This window comes from Bradyrhizobium sp. AZCC 1678 (assembly GCF_036924765.1).
GTDB lineage: Bacteria > Pseudomonadota > Alphaproteobacteria > Rhizobiales > Xanthobacteraceae > Bradyrhizobium > Bradyrhizobium algeriense.
Genome location: NZ_JAZHSE010000001.1, coordinates 4,291,830 through 4,310,393, shown reverse-complemented (window position 1 = coordinate 4,310,393; position 18,564 = coordinate 4,291,830). Strand labels below are relative to the sequence as shown.

General features: G+C 60.9%; 14 protein-coding genes and 1 pseudogene. 6 read left to right on the top strand and 9 right to left on the bottom strand.

The genetic code is table 11. From position 1 onward, the window contains the following. Positions 1–206 precede the first annotated feature (206 nt). On the top strand, positions 207–2,939 hold the full coding sequence (locus V1294_RS20295; protein WP_334499620.1) for a bifunctional diguanylate cyclase/phosphodiesterase: 2,733 nt from the start codon (positions 207–209) through the stop codon (positions 2,937–2,939). 449 nt (positions 2,940–3,388) lie between these two features. Here V1294_RS20295 and V1294_RS20290 read toward each other — a convergent pair whose 3' ends face one another. Next, positions 3,389–4,531: a helix-turn-helix transcriptional regulator gene (locus V1294_RS20290; protein ID WP_334499617.1), complete on the bottom strand. Its 1,143-nt coding sequence runs from the start codon at positions 4,529–4,531 to the stop codon at positions 3,389–3,391. A gap of 192 nt (positions 4,532–4,723) precedes the next feature. Here V1294_RS20290 and V1294_RS20285 point away from each other — a divergent pair, with 192 nt between their 5' ends. From V1294_RS20285 to V1294_RS38040, 3 genes and pseudogenes are all read left to right on the top strand, one after another. Beyond that, entirely contained in the window at positions 4,724–5,734 is a 1,011-nt protein-coding gene (locus tag V1294_RS20285; RefSeq protein WP_334499615.1) for an acyl-CoA desaturase, read from the top strand. Continuing rightward, entirely contained in the window at positions 5,727–6,659 is a 933-nt protein-coding gene (locus tag V1294_RS20280; protein ID WP_334499613.1) for a class I SAM-dependent methyltransferase, read from the top strand. The genes V1294_RS20285 and V1294_RS20280 overlap by 8 nt, the downstream gene beginning before the upstream one ends. Positions 6,660–7,925: 1,266 nt before the next feature. After that, positions 7,926–8,039 (top strand): annotated as a pseudogene (locus V1294_RS38040) (PEPxxWA-CTERM sorting domain-containing protein); the annotation flags it as partial. Positions 8,040–8,407: 368 nt separating this feature from the next. Here the strand turns inward: V1294_RS38040 and V1294_RS20270 are convergent. From V1294_RS20270 to V1294_RS20260, 3 genes are all read right to left on the bottom strand, one after another. Continuing rightward, positions 8,408–8,830, bottom strand: coding sequence for a hypothetical protein (locus V1294_RS20270; RefSeq protein ID WP_334499609.1), 423 nt, complete (start codon positions 8,828–8,830; stop codon positions 8,408–8,410). Between the two features lie 286 nt (positions 8,831–9,116). Next, positions 9,117–10,127 (bottom strand): hypothetical protein, encoded by a 1,011-nt coding sequence (locus V1294_RS20265; RefSeq protein WP_334499606.1) that lies wholly within the window; start codon positions 10,125–10,127, stop codon positions 9,117–9,119. Positions 10,128–10,448: 321 nt separating this feature from the next. Further along, on the bottom strand, positions 10,449–11,783 hold the full coding sequence (locus tag V1294_RS20260) for a S41 family peptidase (RefSeq protein WP_334499604.1): 1,335 nt from the start codon (positions 11,781–11,783) through the stop codon (positions 10,449–10,451). A gap of 274 nt (positions 11,784–12,057) precedes the next feature. On the opposite strand from V1294_RS20260, the gene V1294_RS20255 reads away from it, so the two are divergent. Beyond that, complete coding sequence (locus V1294_RS20255) at positions 12,058–12,543, top strand: GNAT family N-acetyltransferase (protein ID WP_334499602.1); 486 nt, start codon at positions 12,058–12,060, stop codon at positions 12,541–12,543. Positions 12,544–12,697: 154 nt separating this feature from the next. Here the strand turns inward: V1294_RS20255 and V1294_RS20250 are convergent, their stop codons facing one another. After that, positions 12,698–13,861, bottom strand: coding sequence for an NADH:flavin oxidoreductase/NADH oxidase (locus V1294_RS20250; protein WP_334499600.1), 1,164 nt, complete (start codon positions 13,859–13,861; stop codon positions 12,698–12,700). 73 nt (positions 13,862–13,934) lie between these two features. Continuing rightward, on the bottom strand, positions 13,935–14,372 hold the full coding sequence (locus V1294_RS20245; RefSeq protein WP_334499598.1) for a hypothetical protein: 438 nt from the start codon (positions 14,370–14,372) through the stop codon (positions 13,935–13,937). Here V1294_RS20245 and V1294_RS20240 point away from each other — a divergent pair. Beyond that, positions 14,371–14,997 carry an HAD family hydrolase gene (locus V1294_RS20240; RefSeq protein ID WP_334499596.1) on the top strand — a complete coding sequence of 209 codons (627 nt, stop codon included), beginning with the start codon at positions 14,371–14,373 and terminating at the stop codon, positions 14,995–14,997. The genes V1294_RS20245 and V1294_RS20240 overlap by 2 nt on opposite strands. Before the next feature lie 7 nt (positions 14,998–15,004). Here V1294_RS20240 and V1294_RS20235 read toward each other — a convergent pair whose 3' ends face one another. From V1294_RS20235 to V1294_RS20225, 3 genes are read right to left on the bottom strand one after another with little or no spacing between them, the layout of a single operon-like run. Continuing rightward, entirely contained in the window at positions 15,005–15,784 is a 780-nt protein-coding gene (locus V1294_RS20235; protein WP_334499594.1) for a hypothetical protein, read from the bottom strand. Between the two features lie 30 nt (positions 15,785–15,814). After that, on the bottom strand, positions 15,815–16,372 hold the full coding sequence (locus V1294_RS20230; protein ID WP_334499592.1) for a hypothetical protein: 558 nt from the start codon (positions 16,370–16,372) through the stop codon (positions 15,815–15,817). Positions 16,373–16,404: 32 nt separating this feature from the next. Beyond that, positions 16,405–18,309, bottom strand: a complete 1,905-nt coding sequence (locus V1294_RS20225; RefSeq protein ID WP_334499590.1) for a YadA family autotransporter adhesin — start codon at positions 18,307–18,309, stop codon at positions 16,405–16,407. Positions 18,310–18,564 lie beyond the last annotated feature (255 nt).

Sequence of the window (18,564 nt, the reverse complement as noted above, 5' to 3'; positions counted from 1 at the left end):
CAGGCGGTTCGCCGATTTTTTCCTGGTTGCACCTTGCCGGTTCCATACCCCCTGTGGTTGCCGACGGAACCCGCCGCCACCGGCTAACGCTTCATTAACCAGACTTCCTAACGTCAATTCCATATCGGCGCGATATCGAAGTCATGGGCCGGGGGGTGGGAGAACTCCGATTCCGGAAGTTCATTTCTCGGCAGCGATCACGCTCAATGGTTTCGACCGGTACAACATCCTTCAGGATTGCGTCCGCCTTCCGCGGCGGCCCGATCCGTTGGTTGATCCTGGGCGGCGCGCTCCTGATCGCCACCATCGCGATCGGCGCGACCGTCATGGCCGGTAATTTCCGTGAGCGCGCGCTGCGCAGCAGCGAACGCGAGCTGGAAAACACCGTGCTGCTGCTGGCGGGCCATTTCGACCAGCAGCTCGAAGACTTCCAGGTCGTGCAGAAGGACCTGATCGCGTTCATGCGTTCCAGCGGGATCGCGACGCCCGAGAACTACAAGCGCCGGATGTCCGGCCATGACATCCATCTGATGCTGAAATCCAAGATCGACGCATTGTCCTATGTCGGCGGCGTCAACGTCTTCGACGCCGAAGGCAATTTGATCAACGCATCGGCCGCCTGGCCGGTGCCGCCGGTCAACTCGGCGGACCGTGCTTTCTTCAGGACCTTCAAGTCGAGCGCGCAATCGCCGGAGATGCTGGTCGAACCGGTTTACAGCCGCGTCACCGGCGTCTGGACCACGGTGATCGCGCGCAAGGTCACCGGGCCGAAGGGCGAATTCCTCGGCCTTATCGGCCGGGGCATCGAACCCGTCAACTTCGAGAAGTTCTTCGCGACCGTCGCGCTCGGACCCGGCGCCTCCATCGCCATGTTCCACAGCGACGGCACGCTGCTCGCCCGTTATCCGCACGTGGCTGATATGATCGGCAAGAACTTCAAGACCGGCCCGGCCGCCCAGCGGCAGGTGTTCGAGCTGGCCCACAGCACTTCGCGCCTCGCCAGCCCGATGGACGGTGAGGACCGGCTGATCTCGTCGCGCACGCTGACGAATTTCCCGATCGTGATCGTCGCTTCAACCGCGACATCGGCTGCACTGGCCGACTGGCGCGAGCAGATCGCAATCCTGATCACGGTCACCGGACTTTCGGTGCTCGCGATCGCCGCACTACTGCTTCTCGTGGTCCGCAAGCTGTCGCATCAGCACCGCACGTCGAAGCAGCGGCTGTCGCTGGAGAAGCAGCGCCTCGACACCGCCGTCAACAACATGACGCAAGGCCTGCTGCTGTTCGATGCAAAGCAGCACCTCATCATCTGCAACAAGCGGTATCTCGAGATGTACGGCCTCTCGGCCGACGTGGTGAAGCCGGGTTGCAGCTTCCGCGAGGTGATCGTCCACCGCAAGGAAACCGGCTCGTTCGTCGGCGACATCGATCAATACGTCGAGACGGTGCTGCGCAACATCTCGCACCGCAACGCCATGATCATATCGACGCCCGACGGGCGCTCGATCCAGGTCGTCAACGAGCCGGTGGCGGACGGCGGATGGCTGGCGACCCATGAAGACATCACCGAGCGCCGCCGCGCCGAGGAGCGCATCACCCACCTCGCCCATTACGACGCGCTGACCGACCTGCCGAACCGCACGCTGTTCCACGAATGGCTCAAGCGCGAACTGTCCCACGCCGCGCCGGACCGGCAACTGGCGGTGCTTTATATCGACATCGACGAATTCAAGAGCGTCAACGACTCGCTCGGCCACATGATCGGCGACGAGCTTTTGAAATCGGTCGCGTCGAGCCTTGCCGGCTGCGCGCGCAAGACCGACTTCGTGGCCCGGCTCGGCGGCGACGAGTTCGCCATCGTTCAGACCGGGATCGAGGATACCGACGACGTGATGAAGCTGGTCAGCCGCATCTTCGAGGCGATCCGCTCGCCCTATCAATGCCTCGGCCATCAGGTGACCACCGACGCCAGTATCGGCATCGCGCTGGCGCCGCGCGACGGTTCCGATATCGAGCGGATCCTGAAGAACGCGGACCTGGCGATGTACGCGGCCAAGGCCGCCGGCCGCCGCACCTATCGCTTCTTCGAAACGGACATGGAGGCCGAGGTCCGCGCCCGCCGCAGCCTGGAAATAGACCTGCGCCAGGCGCTCGTCGACGGCGGCTTCGAGGTCTATTACCAGCCCTGCCTCGACCTGCAGACCAACGCGATCACCGGCTGCGAGGCACTGGTGCGTTGGCGCCATCCGCAGCGCGGCATGATTTCGCCCGCCGAGTTCATTCCGCTTGCCGAGGACACCGGCCTGATCAATCGGCTCGGCGAGTGGGTGCTGACCACCGCATGCAAGGAAGCCGTGAGCTGGCCCGGCAATATCAGGCTCGCGGTCAACGTCTCGCCGGTTCAATTCAGAAGCGGCACGCTGGCGCTGAAGGTGATGGCGGCGCTGGCCGAATCGGGCCTTGCCGCGAGCCGGCTGGAGCTCGAGATCACCGAAGCAGTCTTGATCCGCGACGACGAGGCGGCGCTTGCCGTTCTGCACGACCTTCGCGCCATCGGGGTCCGCATTGCGCTGGACGATTTCGGCACTGGCTATTCCTCGCTGAGCTACCTGCAGCGTTTTCCGTTCGACAAGATCAAGATCGACCGCTGCTTCATCACCGGAATCGCCGAGCCGGACGGATCGTCCAGCATCGTGCAGGCCGTGGTGACCATCGCCGCCGACCGCCACATGACGACGACGGCCGAAGGCGTCGAGACCGAGCAGCAACGCGAACTGCTGCGCGAACTCGGCTGTTCGGAAATGCAGGGCTACCTGTTCAGCCCGCCGAAGCCGGCGGCCGACATCAGGCCGCTGCTGTTTGCGGATCGGCAGGGACCCGACGCGGCGCGGGTGAACCGGGCGCGCAGGCGCAAGCCGGTGGCGCGGACGGCGTAAGGATTTTCGCATTTTTCGTACGACTGCCTGTTCCCGTCATTGCGAGCGAAGCGAAGCAATCCATTCTCTCTTTTTGCCGCAACATGGATTGCTTCGCTTCGCTCGCAATGACGGTGGATATAGTTTCGCAATCTCGCGGCGCATTGCGTCCGAGGCTTTGCATGAATCTTGTCCCCCAAAAACAGAGGGCGCAGGGAATGCCGGGTGCTTGCTGCACCCGCGATCCCGTGTTCAAACGCGCAGCGATCAGGGCTACAGAAGCGGGGCGGACGCGGCCCACACAGCCATCTGGCAGTCCGGACCAGAGCGCCGTCGACGAGCACAGTCATCGAAAGAGATAAGTGCACTGTCACCGCAATCACATACAGGCAGCGGATTACGGCTGCGACCTAATCCGCCGCAGGGCCTGCGATCACCTTGCGCCGGGCGCCGCACCCCGATGCAAATCATTACCGAAGCACAAGCTTTGCCAATAACCCTACTAATTCGCTCTGCCGAGAGACGCCCACTTTAGCAAATACGCGCTTGAGCAAATTCCGCGCCGTATCTTCCGCTATCCCAAGTCGCTCTGCCGCCTCTCTGGGTGGCAGGCCTGAGCCCACAAGTGCGGCGATGCGGGCTTCTCCCAAGGTGAGGCCTAAAACGTCGCGAACCAGTGTTGGGTCAGGAGGCTCGTCGAGCTTCTGTTCGATGACGAGTACGATAGCTCGCGTGTTCGTTAGAAACTCCTCGGCGATGCTGGTCCGCTCCCCGATTGGAAGCAAATAGATGACCAGCCGCCGGTTCGAGTTGAGGGAGTGAACCAGCAAAGGTCTTGGTTCGGCGAACAAATCGTGCCGATACCCGCGGAGCGCACGCGAGATGGCTTTGTCAATCGCTTCACGAGTAGTGCCTGAACCGATACACAATCGATCCTGCACCAAATGAAGTTCATCTCCGATGAGCCGTCGCCCTGCTGGATTTGAAAAAACGACGCGGCCAAGTGAATCCAGGGAAAAAACGCCGATTCCGATTCTCGCCAACGCTTCACCGAGTCCAAGTCCAGTTAGCTCGGCATCGAGCAATCTGATCGACAGACGCAGAGACTTCTCAATATGCCGGCCAATAGTGACCAGCAAGCCAAGCTCATCATCGGAGAATTCCGGCTTACGGCTAGCATCACGCTGAATGCTGACAATAACTCCGACGTGCGGATCCGGAGACACGGCGATTCCCGCAACCCAGCCGAGCCCGTGCTTGGCCAAGAATTGCGTGTAGCATGGGTCGCTCCTGATTTCGTCGGGTGAACAGAGGTGCCGGTCAGTCAACGGCACTCCGTTGAAGAAATAGCCCCGTTCCATCGCCCGAGTAGCTCTTATATCGCGGCTGGCCCAACCACTCTCTTCGTAATCTCTTTGTGCGTCTATTAGTGTATCGGATACAATCGTGCCAAACGATCCATCATCGCGACGCCAAACCAGCACCGCGCCAACATCACCAAAGCAATCCGCAATTGCTCCCAACGCGGTTGGCCATTTCGATGGGTCCGTAGCTGCTTCGTATATAGCTTCGACCGCTGTAAGAAGCCGATCCTGTGATCCATAGTTAATCATCCGGACCGCCTGCGGCCCGCGCACAAAGCAACATTGCAGCCCCAATACAACCTTAACTAGTCAAATTCGGCAACAGACCCGTCATCCAATCTTCTTCTCGTAGCCTATTTGGGTCACGACAATCAACTCGAGACAATCGTAGAGCTATGAAGACCGGCGTGGTCCCGCCGTCGATCGAAATGGCATCCCGGAATGCTCACTGCATTATCAACAGTGGTTCGCAAGGTAGTGATAGCCCGCACGGCTTCAGTGGACAGTTTCTTACAGCCTGTAATCTTTGAAGGCGTCCAGTTCGGTGGCCTGCCGGCAATCAGAAAGCGTATCGAGAATGGACTACTGGTCGGAATTCCTCTGTTGGGAAGCTTCTGGGCCGGACTTCATATAGTACAGCACGGCGTTACATGGATCGATATTTCTGCTTTCGTGCTCTTTTACGTCCTTGTCGGTTTGGGCGTCGCCCTCGGGTTGCACCGCTATTTCTCGCACAAGAGTTTTGAGACCACCCCAGCAATTGCATTTTTGCTGGGAGCGCTGGGCTCAATGGCCTTTCAGGGGTCGATAGCACGTTGGGTTATAGATCATAGGCGTCACCACGCCCATACAGACCAATTCGGAGACGTGCACTCTCCGCTTGTCGACGAATGGGGCTCTTCTCTCAGTGGACTACCGGGAATTTGGCACGCCCACGCCGGTTGGTTGTTTGACTGCACCACGACGGATGTCAAAGTCTACGGAGCAGGCGTTACCGACAACAAGCTGATAACTTTTTTCAATCGAACCTACTGGGTATGGCCCGCCGTTTCGCTGGCCATGCCTTACGGATACGGTTACTTCCTCGCCGGTCCCGATGCGGCATGGAGCGCGATGCTTATCGGCGGATGCCTCCGCACCACGGGACTTCACAACGTTGTCTGGGCCGTCAATTCTTTCGGCCATCTCTTCGGCGAAGAGGCCTATTCACAAGGCAACGGAAGCAAGAACAATCGAATTCTGGCAATTCTCACATTTGGTGACGGTTGGCACAACAATCATCACCGCTTTCCGCGCTCGGCTTTTCATGGGTTGGCAGAAGGGCAACTCGACATAAACGGTCACATCATCACGTGGCTGGAAAAGCTTGGACTAGTCTGGAACGTCATAAGATTGCCGCGGGATCGATCAGAGACACTCGATAGCATCACCATTGGTGCCAAGCATGGATGATCGAGTGCTCATTCCGACGAGATCGGCTATCACTTCCTCTCTCGAGCGTCTCACGAAATTTGTTGAAGCGGGCGGGCCTCATCCGGCCGAATACGACGAACTTTCAACCTTGTTCGATGAAATTGCCATGCGGCGCACTGAAGGCGACGTCGAATCCGTGAAGGCGTTTGCCCAAAGCTCAAGGGGAGCGTTCAACTCCACGCAAACAAATCAAGGTTTCGTTTGTATTCGTCCGCATGGATACCCCGGGGACTTTGAAATCATCGATCGCATCTACACCCATTGGGTATCCCCCGACCCTACGCTCGAACGCTGGGATCATTTCTTCCAGAGAAGTTCGGCGGCCAAAGCCGTGCGGGCGCGGAAAGACTATTGCCATGCCCTGCTGCGCGATATCGCGAACTCCTGTCCAGGCGGGGCTCAGGTACTGAACGTTGCGAGCGGTCCTGGCAGGGACATCTTCGAGTTCTTTATCAAGCATGCCGATCTAGCGCACACGCTCCGGATCCATTTTGTTGAACAGGATAGCAAGGCGCTAGAACACGCCAGCAAGCTTCTTACGCCTTTCCTCAGCCAGATAACGCTGGAGCAAAACAATATCTTTCGTTGGCGAACCAACCAGCGCTTCAATTTGATCTGGTGCGCTGGGCTATTTGACTATCTGACCGATGCTCTGTTTGTTCGATTGCTCCGAAAGTTGGCGGGCATGGTCTACCCCGGAGGAGAACTAGTTGTAGGAAACTTCTCAAACCGCAATACACATCGCAATTATATGGAGTTTGGCGGGTGGAATCTTGTTCACCGAGATAGCACAAAGCTCATGTTGCTTTTCGAACGGGCTAACATCGCGGATGCTTCGGCGCACATCGGTGAGGAGCCGAATGGGGTCAATCTATTCTTGCACATCCGCAAGGCGTCCTTCTAGAGGGGGAATTTAAGTATGAGTTTTTGCCGATTTGTTGCTGCTGCCATCGCCGTGCTTGTCGTGGCGCTTTCGATTAGAACAGCATCTTTTTAACTTTTTCGGAGGGACCGAATGTTAGCGAAAAGTACTGTCTGTATAGCCATAGGAACACTGGTAGCATTCACATCTATCGGTTCAGCAACCCCTGTTACCGTAACTAATGCGTTTTTGCAGTTAAATAACGTCTCGCCGAACACGCTCAACGATCTCTCTGGGCACTACATTCGCTTCGGCGGAAACGCCGCTCCTAACGGAAACAGCGGCACGACAGCCGAGGGTGTGACAACCAACCTGCTTACTGGCCAGACCGTTACCCGAAACATTACATTTGCCGGCAACACCGCTACGCCAAATCTGTTCAGTCGCTATATCGTTGACAATCCCAATCTTCGTGGTGGTTGGCAATTACAGTTCACCAATGGTCCCGACACGACCGTAAGAAATCTTTCATTCGCTCCCAGTGCAACTCAGATTCCGTTTGCAAGTTCAGTTACAGTCTCGGGTTCGAGCCTCAATCCAACGTTTTCGTGGGCGGCGCCAGCAGCTACGACCATCAATGGTTATCGCGTTAACATTTACGACAAAAATCGCACAAACGCAGCTGGCAACGAAGACTTAGTTTACACGCTGAATTTGCAGCCGAACGTAACGAATTTCACTATACCCGATCAACTTGCCGGTGGTCTCAGCTTAACCCCAGGACATCAATACACGTTGGAAATTTTGAGCATGCAAACGCGTGATGGCCTGAGTACGAACCTAACGAACAGCAATATCGCCTCTGCTTCTCGGATCTATTCCGATTTTAGCCCACTGCCGAATGGATCGCCGGCAGTCAACCTGCCTGTGACATTGGATAACGGCAGCTACCAGTTCAATTTGGCGGTCCAAGCGGGGCAGACCTATTATCTCGATCCACAGATCGCCATCGGCTACGTCTTCCAAATTGGCTCAGGCGATCCTAACTTCGCGTCAGTAACTCTTCCGACCCTACAGTCAGACGCTTTCACTCTGCACTATCTCTTCGGCGGAAATACGTTTGATATTTCGCTCCTTGGAGGCGTTGAATACTTCTTTCCATTGGGAGGAGTTGGTGCATTTTCGGTGCTAGGGATTGATCCGCTACTTGGATTGGATCCGAACAACACGACCGCATTCATTACAGGCATAACATTTGCCGGATCGGGAAATTTCACAGGCCTTCAGACACCTATCACAGTTGAGGTTGCCGCTGCTGTCCCCGAGCCATCGACCTGGGCCATGATCATCCTCGGCTTCGCTGGCGTTGGCGCGATGGCATATCGCCGGTCGAAGGATCGGGGCATCGCGCTCGCTGCTTGATCGAACTAGCAAGTAGCCCGCATGAGCAAAGCAATATGCGGGGATCGGCACAACCGAAACCCGGATATCGCTCTCGCTCATCCGGGCTACGCTTGCTCACAGCGGTCGCGCCGCCGATGCCCGTTTGATTTCACCTCGCCTCACACCCGCCGAGATCGGCGGAGAATACAACGAAGCCGATTTCCCGATCAGACCGCCGTCAGCAGGTTGCGGCAAAATTCATTTGCCGTGCAGCCGAAATGGATAAGCTCCGTTAGCGGCGGGAATCTCTTGCGGCCTGCGCTCTCTTGTTCGCCTGTGACACCCGCCCAACTGTTGACCGCGGAAGTTTGATACTTCGCCGGCGACTCGGAATCGCCTTCATGCCTTCATGCCTTCATGCCTTCATGGGAAGTTGGCTCATTTGTCGGACGGGAGAACTGCTGTGCCCTACGAAGAGAAAGCGCTCGCCGAGCCGCTTCTCCCAGTTCCTTCCTCGCCTCAAATTTTTGCAGACGCGCGAGCTCCTTGTTGACCCGCTTCAGGGCAGCCACGAAGACCTGCTTGCGATGGAGAGAATGCTCGGCAGTCCCCGAAGCGCTTTGGCCTCGCGGCTCGGCGGGGCCTTTGCTGATCCGACGCCGGTGGAAGGCGAGCGTGCGCTCTCTGTCCCGGAGTTTTCTGAGCGATGATTTCAGGTTTTCAAGTGTCGCGCGATCCGCGTCACCAATTTCGGGGTGATGAGAGGTCTGCATCAGCGCTTTCTCATCGTGCTTCAGGATACTTAGCTCGAACTTGCAGGGTGCAGACATTGACCCCTCATACATGCAATTCGTTGCCTTGCCGTCGCTGCGCTAATCATATCCACGCGTGCGTTTCCGGGGCTCTCACGATAACTTGATGAATTGCGGTAACAAGCCACTCAATTGCGGCGTCGCGCCTTTGTAACATCTGCGAATTAAGTGCACTGGACTGGACTGCACCCCTGGAGTGAGAAACGATAATTTTTGTGACACCAAGTAGCCCGAATGAGCGCTGCGATATGCAGGAATAAGCCAAGACCGCGGATATCGCTTGCGCTCATCCGCGCTCTGCTCGCTACAGCCGGGCCTTCAGCGGCACCCGAAACGTCTGGAACCCCTCGACCTCGGGAAACAGGTTCGCCACTTCGCGCGTAGCAAGCACGACGGCGGCCGGGACTTCGCCGCTGATCAGCCGGTCGATCGCGCTGGCTTTTGCTTCGCTGAACTGGACTTCGGCGGCTCCGGCCGCCATCAGCGCGGCGCTGACGCGTCCGCTCGAGGCGGATTGCTTCTCGGTGATCGCGATGGTCTTGTTGTTCAGGTCGGACAACGAATTGATCTCAGGGCGCGCCAGTACGAGCGCAACCAGATTGTCCGGATCATCGAGCGATGAGGATGCGGACTTTCCAATCTCCCTGGCCTTGCTGGACGCCATGGCGGGCGCCGGCGCAGCAGGCGCTGCGGCAACATCGAGCGTCGCCGGCGGCGGCAACACGACCTCGGCCTTCGCCTCGGGCTTGACCTCGGGTGCGGCCGCCTTGGACACAGGAGCCTCGTCGGGCTGCGGCGCGGCGATCACGGCTGTCTGCGCCGGCTGGTCAGCGCCCTCGACCTTGGGCTCCGGCTTTTGAACGGCTGCGGCGGTCTCGCCTGCGGCCTTTTGCGTAGTCACAGCCGCCGTGACCGCCGGAATTTCCTTCCCCGCCGCTTGAGGCGCGGCGTTGGGTGCAGCGATCTTTTTGCTGTTCGACGCCTTTGTGCCGGGTGCCTTGCCATTCGACGCCGCCTTGCCGGCGTGCGGCACACTGCGGGCGACCGGCGCGGCATGCCGTGCCGAACGCGGGCGAGCCGCCGGTTCGACCCGTTCTATTTCCACCTCATCCGGTCCCGCGACGCTGGTATCGCGTTCCTCGTGGCGCCGGGCGGACAATGCCCGGTAAGACCAGTCCATGTAGGACTGGCACGCGCGGTTGCACGGCTGTCCGTCGATATACACGACGCCGGGTGAATCGAGCGGTTCTGCCTGCAGCGTTCCGCTCGAACCGAGGAACAGGATCAGGATCAGCAAAGTCCAATTTCTCGACATGACAACTCCGTTTGAACGCGCAGGGGGCGGGAACCGGCCTGGTGAGCGATCTCGCACGCGAGCTACGGGTGGGGCAGAGGCGGAGTTTCAAAAAAGGACACCCATCCTACTTTGCATGGGGTTGTTTTCGAGATTTTGTGTTCGGGGGCTTCAGGCGTGCCGCCGAAGGGCATCGGCATGATGTCGTAGCCGGGGCAGACGAAAGCCAGTAGCCCGCATAAACACGGCGGCATGCAGGATAGACCAGAGCCCCGGATATCGCGGAGCCTGTCATCGGACTACGCAGGCAATTCCGAAAGCGTTATTAGCGCCGGGCTGCGACTAATTCGGCACCGCCCGCTTCGCCGCAGCCGGCGCGTTCGCGTTCACCGTAACCCCGCGCAGCAGGTTGAACGCGGCGTTCAGCGCCTTGTCGTCCTTGTCGTTCGGCGGAACCCAGGCTTGCGAGCCGGCCTGCTCGGCGCCATCTGCCGCAAGATGGCCGCGCATCGAGGCTTCGCCCTTTAGCTCGGAGCGGTTCTTGAGTTCATCCGGCACCTCCTGCAGCACTTCGACGTCGGGCGCGATGCCCTGGGCCTGGATCGAGCGGCCCGAGGGGGTGAAGTAGCGCGCTGTGGTCAGCGCCAGCGCGCCGTTGCCGGCGCCGAGCGGGATGATGGTCTGCACCGAGCCCTTGCCGAAGGTGCGCGTGCCGATCAGGGTGGCGCGCTTGTGGTCGCGCAAGGCGCCGGCCACGATCTCGGACGCGGAAGCCGAGCCGCCATTGATCAGCACGACCAGCGGCTTGCCCTTGGTGATGTCGCCGCCGCGCGCGGTGAAGCGCTGGGTTTCCTCCGAAGTTCTGCCGCGCGTCGAAACCACCTCGCCCCTTGTCATGAAGGCGCTCGACACGGAAACGGCTTGGTCGAGCAATCCGCCGGGATTGTTGCGGAGGTCTATGACATAGCCCGCAAGCTTGTCGGCGGGGATCTCCTTCGAAATGCTTGCGATGGCCTTTTTCAGGCCGTCGGTGGTCTGCTCGTTGAAGCGGGTGATCCTGATGTAGCCGATATCGCCGCTGTCGGTCTTGTAGCGGACCGGCCGCACCCGGATGATCTCGCGCACGATGGCAATATCGATCGGCGCGGCGGAACCCTTGCGCGCGACCTTCAGCCGGATCTTGCTGTTGGCGGGGCCCTTCATCCTGCTCACCGCCTGTTCCAGCGTCATGCCCTGAATCTGCTCGTCATCGATCTGGGTGATCACGTCGCCCGACAGAATGCCGGCCTTCGCCGCGGGAGTCTCGTCGATCGGCGTCACCACCTTGACGAGGCCGTCTTCCATCGTGACCTCGATGCCGAGCCCGCCGAACTCGCCATGGGTGGTCTCCTGCATGTCGCTCCAGCCCTTCTCATTCATGTAGCGCGAATGAGGATCGAGCGCGGAGATCATGCCGTTGATGGCGCCTTCCATCAGCTTGGAATCGTCGGGCTTCTCGACGTAGCTGGTCTTGATCCGCTCGAACACGTTGCCGAACAAATTGAGCTGGGTGTAGGCGTCGGAACGGGCAGCGGCCTTTGCCGCCGCCACCAGACTGGCCCCCTGCGGTCCCGTCACGAGAAGAGTCAGACACGCGCCCGTCACCGTGCCGAGAAGAAAGGCAAAATTCCTGCGCATTATAGGGCGTCCCTTATTCTTTTGTGCGGACGCCCACGATTCCCGTGAATCGGCGCCCCTGTCCCGGCACCGCCAACTCACAATGGCTTTTTGGTCGGATCAAGGCACGCCGACCCGGGGCGATACGGCCTTCGAGGCCTTATCGGCTCCGAAATGATCTGAAACCCTGAAAAAAGGAACATTTTCTCATTGAGAGTGGACGACAATTTGCTGAGTTTCCTGTCGAATGTAGGATAGGCCGAGCCGGGTTCCGCAGGGTTCGAAGGGGGCAACCATGGGCGACAAAGATGAAGTGCAGATCGAACCTGTGCTGACCGCGACCGACGAGGTGCGCTCACTTGTCGGTGAGTTGGAGGCCGTGCTCTCTGCGGAGTATTCGCCTGAGCAGCGGCATGGATTGACGCTCGATGCGATCTTTCAACCACACGTCCGATTCTTCCTCGCAAGATTACACGGAGCGGCGGTGGGCTGCGGCGGCGTCTCCCTCTTTCCCGATTTCGCGGAGGTCAAGCGCATGTACGTGCGGCACACCGCACGGGGACAGGGAGTTGCAGACGCTATCCTGGCCCGCATCGAAGCGGAGGTCCGTCGTGCCGGGATCTCCATGTTGCGTCTGGAGACGGGAGACCGGCAGATCGCGGCGATGCGGCTCTATGTGCGAATGGGGTTCCGGGAGTGTCCGGCGTTCGGCGCCTACGCAATGATGGCACCGCAATCCATTGCGAGCAGTGTGTTCTTCGAGAAGCGGATCGGCGCGTAGCCAAGTTTAATCTACCGACATCCGGGATTCTCTTACTTCCTCCAATACCCGCATATCGCGAATCCTGTCATCACTGCGAGAGCGCAATTGCGCTCGTCGTCGGGCGCGCATTCGCGCGACCCGGTGGCCCCCTGCGGGCTACGGATTCGGTCGCCTAATCGGCTTCCTGCAGCCCGTTTTGCCAGGTGGAGGGCCGGGTTCCAAAACCGCGCTTGGCGCGGGTGCCCAGCCAGTAGCCGAACTGCGGCGGAACGTTGCGGAACGGACCCTCGACGCCGAGCTTGAGCGCGGCGTCCATCGGCCAATTGGGATTGTTGAGGATTTCCCGCCCCACCGCGATCAGATCAGCCTGGCGCTCGCGCAGGATCTGCTCGGCCTGGTCGCCGTGGATGATGAGGCCGACCGCCATCGTCATGATGTCGGCATGGCGTTTCACATATTCAGACAGCGGCACTTGGTAGCTGTATTTGATTTCCTTGCCCAGGATCGGCGCCATCTCGGTGATGCCGCCGGACGAGCAGTCGATGACGTCGACGCCTTTCACCTTGAGGATTTTTGCCAGCCGCGCGCTCTGCTCCGGTCCCCATCCGGCATTGTCCTCGACCGAGAGGCGGACGAACAGCGGCTTGTGGTCCGGCCAATGCGTACGCACCGCTTCGGTGATTTCGGTGATGAAACGCATGCGATTGGCTTCGGAGCCGCCATATTCGTCGCTGCGCTGGTTCGACCGCTCCGACAGGAACTGATGCACGAGATAGCCGTGCGCGCCGTGCAGCTCCAGCACGTCAAAACCCGCTTCGTGCGCGCGCCGCGCAGCACTGCCCCAGGCCTGCACCAGGTCTTTCACCCCGCCCCGAGCCAGCGCCCTCGGCACCGGCCATTTCTCGCTATGGGCGATGGCGCTCGGCGCCACCGGCTGCCAGGCGTCCCAATCCTCGATTTCGGGCGTCCGCTGCAGCGGGCGATCGCCCTCCCAGGGCCGGGTCGCGCGCGCCTTGCGGCCGGAATGGCCGAGCTGAATGCCGGCGACCGAATTCTGCTGCCTGATGAATTTGACGAGGCGGCCGAGCGGTTCGACAAAGCCGTCGTCCCAGATGCCGAGATCGCCGACCGTGCCACAGCCGCGCCGCTCGACCTTGGTCGATTCCACGACCACGAGGCCGGCGCCGCCGGCGGCGAATTTGCCGGCGTTCATCAGGTGCCAGTCGGTCGGAAAACCCTTCTGGGCCGAATATTGATGCATCGGCGGCACCACGATGCGATTCTTCAGCGTAACGCCGCGGATCGTCATCGGGGAAAACAGCAGCGTTTCCGTCATCCGTCGTTTCCTCGCACCCGGACATCATTGTCCCGGCATCGCACCTGGAAGTGCTGGCGCCGGGAAGTGTCTTCTACTTTGCGGCGCCGTCGGCAGATTTGGCTTTCGGCTTGGCCGGCGACGCCTTGGCAGTATCTTTGGCCGCCGCTTTCGGCGGCGCGCTGTCGCTGCGCATGGTTCCCCAGGGGTCGGTGCTCTTCTGCTCCGGGATATTGCCGAGCGAGCGCTTGTAGGCCCTTTCGGCGTCCCTTTCGGCCGCTTTTTCGGTTGCCGACTTTTCCTTGTCGGTCTCACCGTATCTGGGAATAGGATTCTGAGCCCAGACGGGCCCGGTCAGCGCGGCGATCACACATGTAGCGCCCAAAATTCTGCCCAGGATTTTCATGCCACCAGCACTCCCTTTTTCGCGCCAAGGCTTAGCACAGCTCCGGCACCGGCTTAAACGCCGGATCGGGCCGAATTCAGTCCAGCCCGTTGCCCATGGCTGACCATTTTTGTAAACGATGGCCATGAATTTGCCGCCAGCGCCCTCCTCCGTCGACGTGTTGCTGTTCGACCTCGGCCGTGTCGTGCTCGACATCAGCTTCGATCAGGTGATGGCGAAATGGGCAGGGCACGCGGGCTGCGAGCCCGCCGACCTCGCCAGGCGCTTTGTCGTCAACGACAATTTCAAGCATCACGAGATCGGCCGGATCGACGACGCGGCGTTCTTTGCGAGCCTGCGCCAGTCGCTCGGCATCGGCCTCACCGACGCGCAGTTCCTGGAAGGCTGGAACGCGATCTTCACCGGCGAGATGCCGGGAATTGCGCCGCTGCTGGCCGGCGCAGCACAACGCCTGCCGCTCTATGCCTTTTCCAACACCAATCCGGCCCATGTCGCGCATTTTTCCGAAGCCTATGCCGGCGTGCTCAGCCATTTCCGCGAGATATTCCTGTCATCGAGCATCGGTTTGCGCAAGCCCGACGCGGAAGCCTATGATCATGTGGTAAAAGCGATCGGTGTGCCGGCGTCGCGGATCCTGTTCTTCGACGACTCGGCCGCCAATATCGAAGGTGCGCGGGCGCGCGGCCTTTGTGCCATCCACGTGACATCGACGGATGACGTGGCAAGGGCGCTCGCCGTGCTCGGGATCTAGCGGCCGTCTACCACCGGCCCTGAAGACGCAAGCTCTCGGCGAGGTCGCCACGAAAATGGTGCTGCCCGAGGTGCATCAGCTTGCATTGCAGATCGACCCAGATCTTGCCGCCGATGTCGCGCCAGCGGCGGCAGAACGCATAATCCTCGGACAAATAGCGGCCGGAATCCGGATCGACCATGCAGTCGAAGAACAGCCAGTGCAGATGGGCCTGCGGGTTCGGCGGGCCGTCTGGAACGTAGTTCAAACCGGGGTATTTCTCCATCATCTGCAAGAAGACATCCCGCTTGATGCACATGAAGCCGGTCGGCGCCTCCGCGACCTCGACGAAGCCGTCGGCGTCGGCATAGGTGCTGACCCGCTCGGCGCCGTGGCCGATCGGGTTGAACGGATATTCGGTATAGCGATCCTCGAATTGCTGGCGCGTCGTGCCTGCCGGCAGGCCCTGTTCAGGCCAGTTGAAGTTCTTCATCGGATAGACACCGGCGGTGACGTCGCGGTCGATCAGCAAGAGGCGGCACACCGATTGCGGCGTGAAGGTAATGTCGGAATCGATCCAGAACAGATGGGTCAGCGTCTCGTCGGACAGGAACTTGCGCACCATGTTGTTGCGCGCGCGGGTGATCAGGCTTTCCGAATGCATGTGCAGGACGCATTGCAACCCGAACCGGTTGCAATGATGGGTGAGCTCGAAGATGCTGGTGACGTAGTGCATGCTGACGGCCGAGATGTAGCACGGCGTCGCGAACATCACCTTCATCGATTTCAGGGCTTCGTCGGGTAACATTTTCCGTCGTTTGTTGGCTTGCGGGTCGGTCTATTTCGGCGGCTGGTTGTCGGCCGGCGCGAGCTTGATCGCGGGCGCGGACTTTGCAGCCGCTGGCTTGGCTGCGTTTGCAGACGGCTGTTTTTGCGCAACCGGCGGCGCGGGCGGTTCGGGCGCGGCCGGCCCGCTCGGTCCGATCGACACCGAGATGCCGAACAGTCGCCATTGCCCGTTCACCGGCGCGAACGCCAGTTCGAAATTGACCTGGCTCGGTACCGAGGGAAAAAAGCCCGCCATACGCATCAACCCGTTGGCTTCGATCTGCGGCAGCAGATTGAGCTGCGGATCAATCACCGCGACACCAGACAGATCGAGATTGTCGTTGCGCTGCTTGGCGAATATCTCGGCCAGCCGCGCCGCCGTATTGGTTTGGAAGCCGGGCGCGCCGAGGTCGCGCAGCACGGTGTAATTGCCGGTCTTGTTGGCCTGGTCGAGCGCCAGCAGCGACGACCGGATCAGGATCATCACGCCGTTGCGATCGATCTGCGCGGGTTTCGGCGCTTGCTCGGGCGCCTGCTGCGCATGCCCGCCGGACGTGCTTGCCGCCATCACAGCCGCAAATATCAGAACCCGCCAGCGAACTACCACTGGAGTCCGATCGCGCTGCGCACGCCGACCACATTTCGCTCCATGCCAATGCCCGCACCGGCGTTAATGACAACCGCATAGTTCTTGTTGTCATACAGCAGCGCTGTCGCTCCCACGCCGAAGGCGTTGCTGCCCTGGAAGTTGCCGTAGCTTGCCGAAATGCCAAACCGACGCCCGGCCTGCAGGGCCGGCGACGCACCGACGGCGAGCGCCAGTGCGGTGCCGGTACGCGCCTCGAGCCGGTTGTCGGTGACCTGAGATTGCAGTGAGGTTACCTGCGACTGCAGCGAGGTGAGGCTTTGCGGGTTGAAGGTGGTGGTCGCCAGATTGCCGTTGGCGTCGCTGGTGACGAACGCGGTCGGACCGGATTGTGCGGCAAGGCTCGCCGCCGAGGCGATGCCGGTCATTTTATAGGTGCTCGTCGCCGTGCCGATTGCGACCTGGTTCGCCGCTGTTGCAGTTGCGCCGCTGCCGATCGCGGTCGAATTGGCGAACGTCGCCGTGGCGCCGGTGCCAAGAGCGGCCGAATTCGTTCCGGTCGCCACCGTGCCGTCGCCGAACGCGGCGCCGCCATTGGAAGCCAACGCCCCGGCACCGACAGCGATCGAACCGGTGGCGGTCGCGCCGTTACCGATCGCAATCGAATTAACGCCGGTGGCGGCGGCCGCGTTGCCGACGGCGACCGCGCCGGTCGCGGTCGCCCGCGCACTGGCGCCGACCGCCGTGGCACCGGTGGCGCTGGCGACGCTGGCCTGGCCGATCGCGGTGGTGGCCGCGCCGGTGGCGTTGCTGCCTTCGCCGAAGGCGCTGGCGGTGGCACCGTTGGCGGTGCTGCCCCGGCCGGTCGCGGTCGCGCTGACGCCATTCGCTTTGCTGACTTGGCCGATCGCCGTCGCGTTGGTGCCGTTGGCGACGGCACTCGTACCAGTCGCCGTCGCGTTCGCGCCAATGGCCGAGCTAAAGGCCCCCGTCGTGGTGGCGAAGGCCCCGGTCGCGGTGCTGGAGCCGCCGGTCGCAGTGGCAAAATCACCAGTCGCGGTAGTGCCCGCGCCCGTTGCCGTCGCGAAGTTGCCGCTGGCGGTGCTGAACACCCCCGTCGCGGTGGCTTGAGCCCCGTTCGCGGTGCTGGCGTAGCCGGTCGCGGTCGTTTGAGAGCCGTTGGCATGGCTGCTCACGCCGGTCGCGGAGGCTTGCTCGCCGTTGGCAAAGCTGCCCATGCCGGTCGCGGTCGCGGTGATGCCGTTCGCAACACTGCCGGCGCCGGTCGCGGTGGCGAGGGCGCCGTTGGCGCTGCTTTGTGTGCCTGTTGCGGTCGCGTTGGTGCCATTCGCAAGGCTGAACGCACCTGTGGAGGCCGCGAAATCGCCGTTCGCAAAGCTGCCGTTGCCGGTGGCCGTCGCCAAATTGCCAGTCGCACGGCTACTCTGACCGGTTGCGGTCGCAAAGTTGCCGGTCGCATTGGCATTCTGACCGGTTACGGTAGCCCCACCGCCATTCGCGATGCTGTCCTGCCCGGTCGCCGTCGCGTGATCGCCGTTGGCGTTGGCATTCCCACCCGTCGCCGTCGCGGCGATGCCGTTCGCGGTCGCAGCGTTCCCGTACGCGGTAGCGAAGAGTCCGTTCGCGTTGGCGCCGGAGCCGATCGCCGTGGCGGCGATACCGGTCGGAACCACGGCCGTGCAGTTTCCCGCCAGCCCTGTCGCGGTGGAGTAGCATTGTGCGAACGCCGGCGAGACGCCGAGGGCGGTCATCATCCCGGCCGCCGCCGCGAGGCTGCGCAAGGTCCCGCCGCAGAGCATGCTGCTCGCCAGCAGGCTCGCCCGGCGGTCGGATGGAAGAAGCACACCGGAAGCGTACGGGGACGCCGAATCCGTTGCCGTCGCTATCGCCCCCGTCATCGTCCGCTCCGCATTCACGCGAAACCGGCTCGTGTGAGCCAGCCTGTGGCTGGCCAAAACTTTGGGCGCCCACACCTCTACCTCATGGAACCCTACCCCAATCACAGATGCGAACAAATCGCTGGCGCGGATCGAAACGATTCCTGCCTGACCTCTGGTGAGATTGCAGAATAATGTTGCTGTTCAGCAACATATCCCGGTGAGGTCCGGATAAAGTTCAGACAGCGGACAAATTCCAAAACTGCGGTATCGGGC

Excerpts from the sequence above, each read along its gene's own strand:
- V1294_RS20250 (WP_334499600.1), bottom strand. The coding sequence starts at position 13,861 with ATGACGGAAACGCTGCTGTTTTCCCCGATGACGATCCGCGGCGTTACG.
- V1294_RS20285 (WP_334499615.1), top strand. The coding sequence starts at position 4,724 with ATGCTCACTGCATTATCAACAGTGGTTCGCAAGGTAGTGATAGCCCGC.
- V1294_RS20295 (WP_334499620.1), top strand. The coding sequence starts at position 207 with ATGGTTTCGACCGGTACAACATCCTTCAGGATTGCGTCCGCCTTCCGC.
- V1294_RS20260 (WP_334499604.1), bottom strand. The coding sequence starts at position 11,783 with ATGCGCAGGAATTTTGCCTTTCTTCTCGGCACGGTGACGGGCGCGTGT.
- V1294_RS20255 (WP_334499602.1), top strand. The coding sequence starts at position 12,058 with ATGGGCGACAAAGATGAAGTGCAGATCGAACCTGTGCTGACCGCGACC.
- V1294_RS20240 (WP_334499596.1), top strand. The coding sequence starts at position 14,371 with ATGAATTTGCCGCCAGCGCCCTCCTCCGTCGACGTGTTGCTGTTCGAC.
- V1294_RS20290 (WP_334499617.1), bottom strand. The coding sequence starts at position 4,531 with ATGATTAACTATGGATCACAGGATCGGCTTCTTACAGCGGTCGAAGCT.
- V1294_RS20265 (WP_334499606.1), bottom strand. The coding sequence starts at position 10,127 with ATGTCGAGAAATTGGACTTTGCTGATCCTGATCCTGTTCCTCGGTTCG.
- V1294_RS20245 (WP_334499598.1), bottom strand. The coding sequence starts at position 14,372 with ATGGCCATCGTTTACAAAAATGGTCAGCCATGGGCAACGGGCTGGACT.
- V1294_RS20225 (WP_334499590.1), bottom strand. The coding sequence starts at position 18,309 with ATGACGGGGGCGATAGCGACGGCAACGGATTCGGCGTCCCCGTACGCT.
- V1294_RS20230 (WP_334499592.1), bottom strand. The coding sequence starts at position 16,372 with ATGGCGGCAAGCACGTCCGGCGGGCATGCGCAGCAGGCGCCCGAGCAA.
- V1294_RS20235 (WP_334499594.1), bottom strand. The coding sequence starts at position 15,784 with ATGTTACCCGACGAAGCCCTGAAATCGATGAAGGTGATGTTCGCGACG.
- V1294_RS20280 (WP_334499613.1), top strand. The coding sequence starts at position 5,727 with ATGGATGATCGAGTGCTCATTCCGACGAGATCGGCTATCACTTCCTCT.
- V1294_RS20270 (WP_334499609.1), bottom strand. The coding sequence starts at position 8,830 with ATGTCTGCACCCTGCAAGTTCGAGCTAAGTATCCTGAAGCACGATGAG.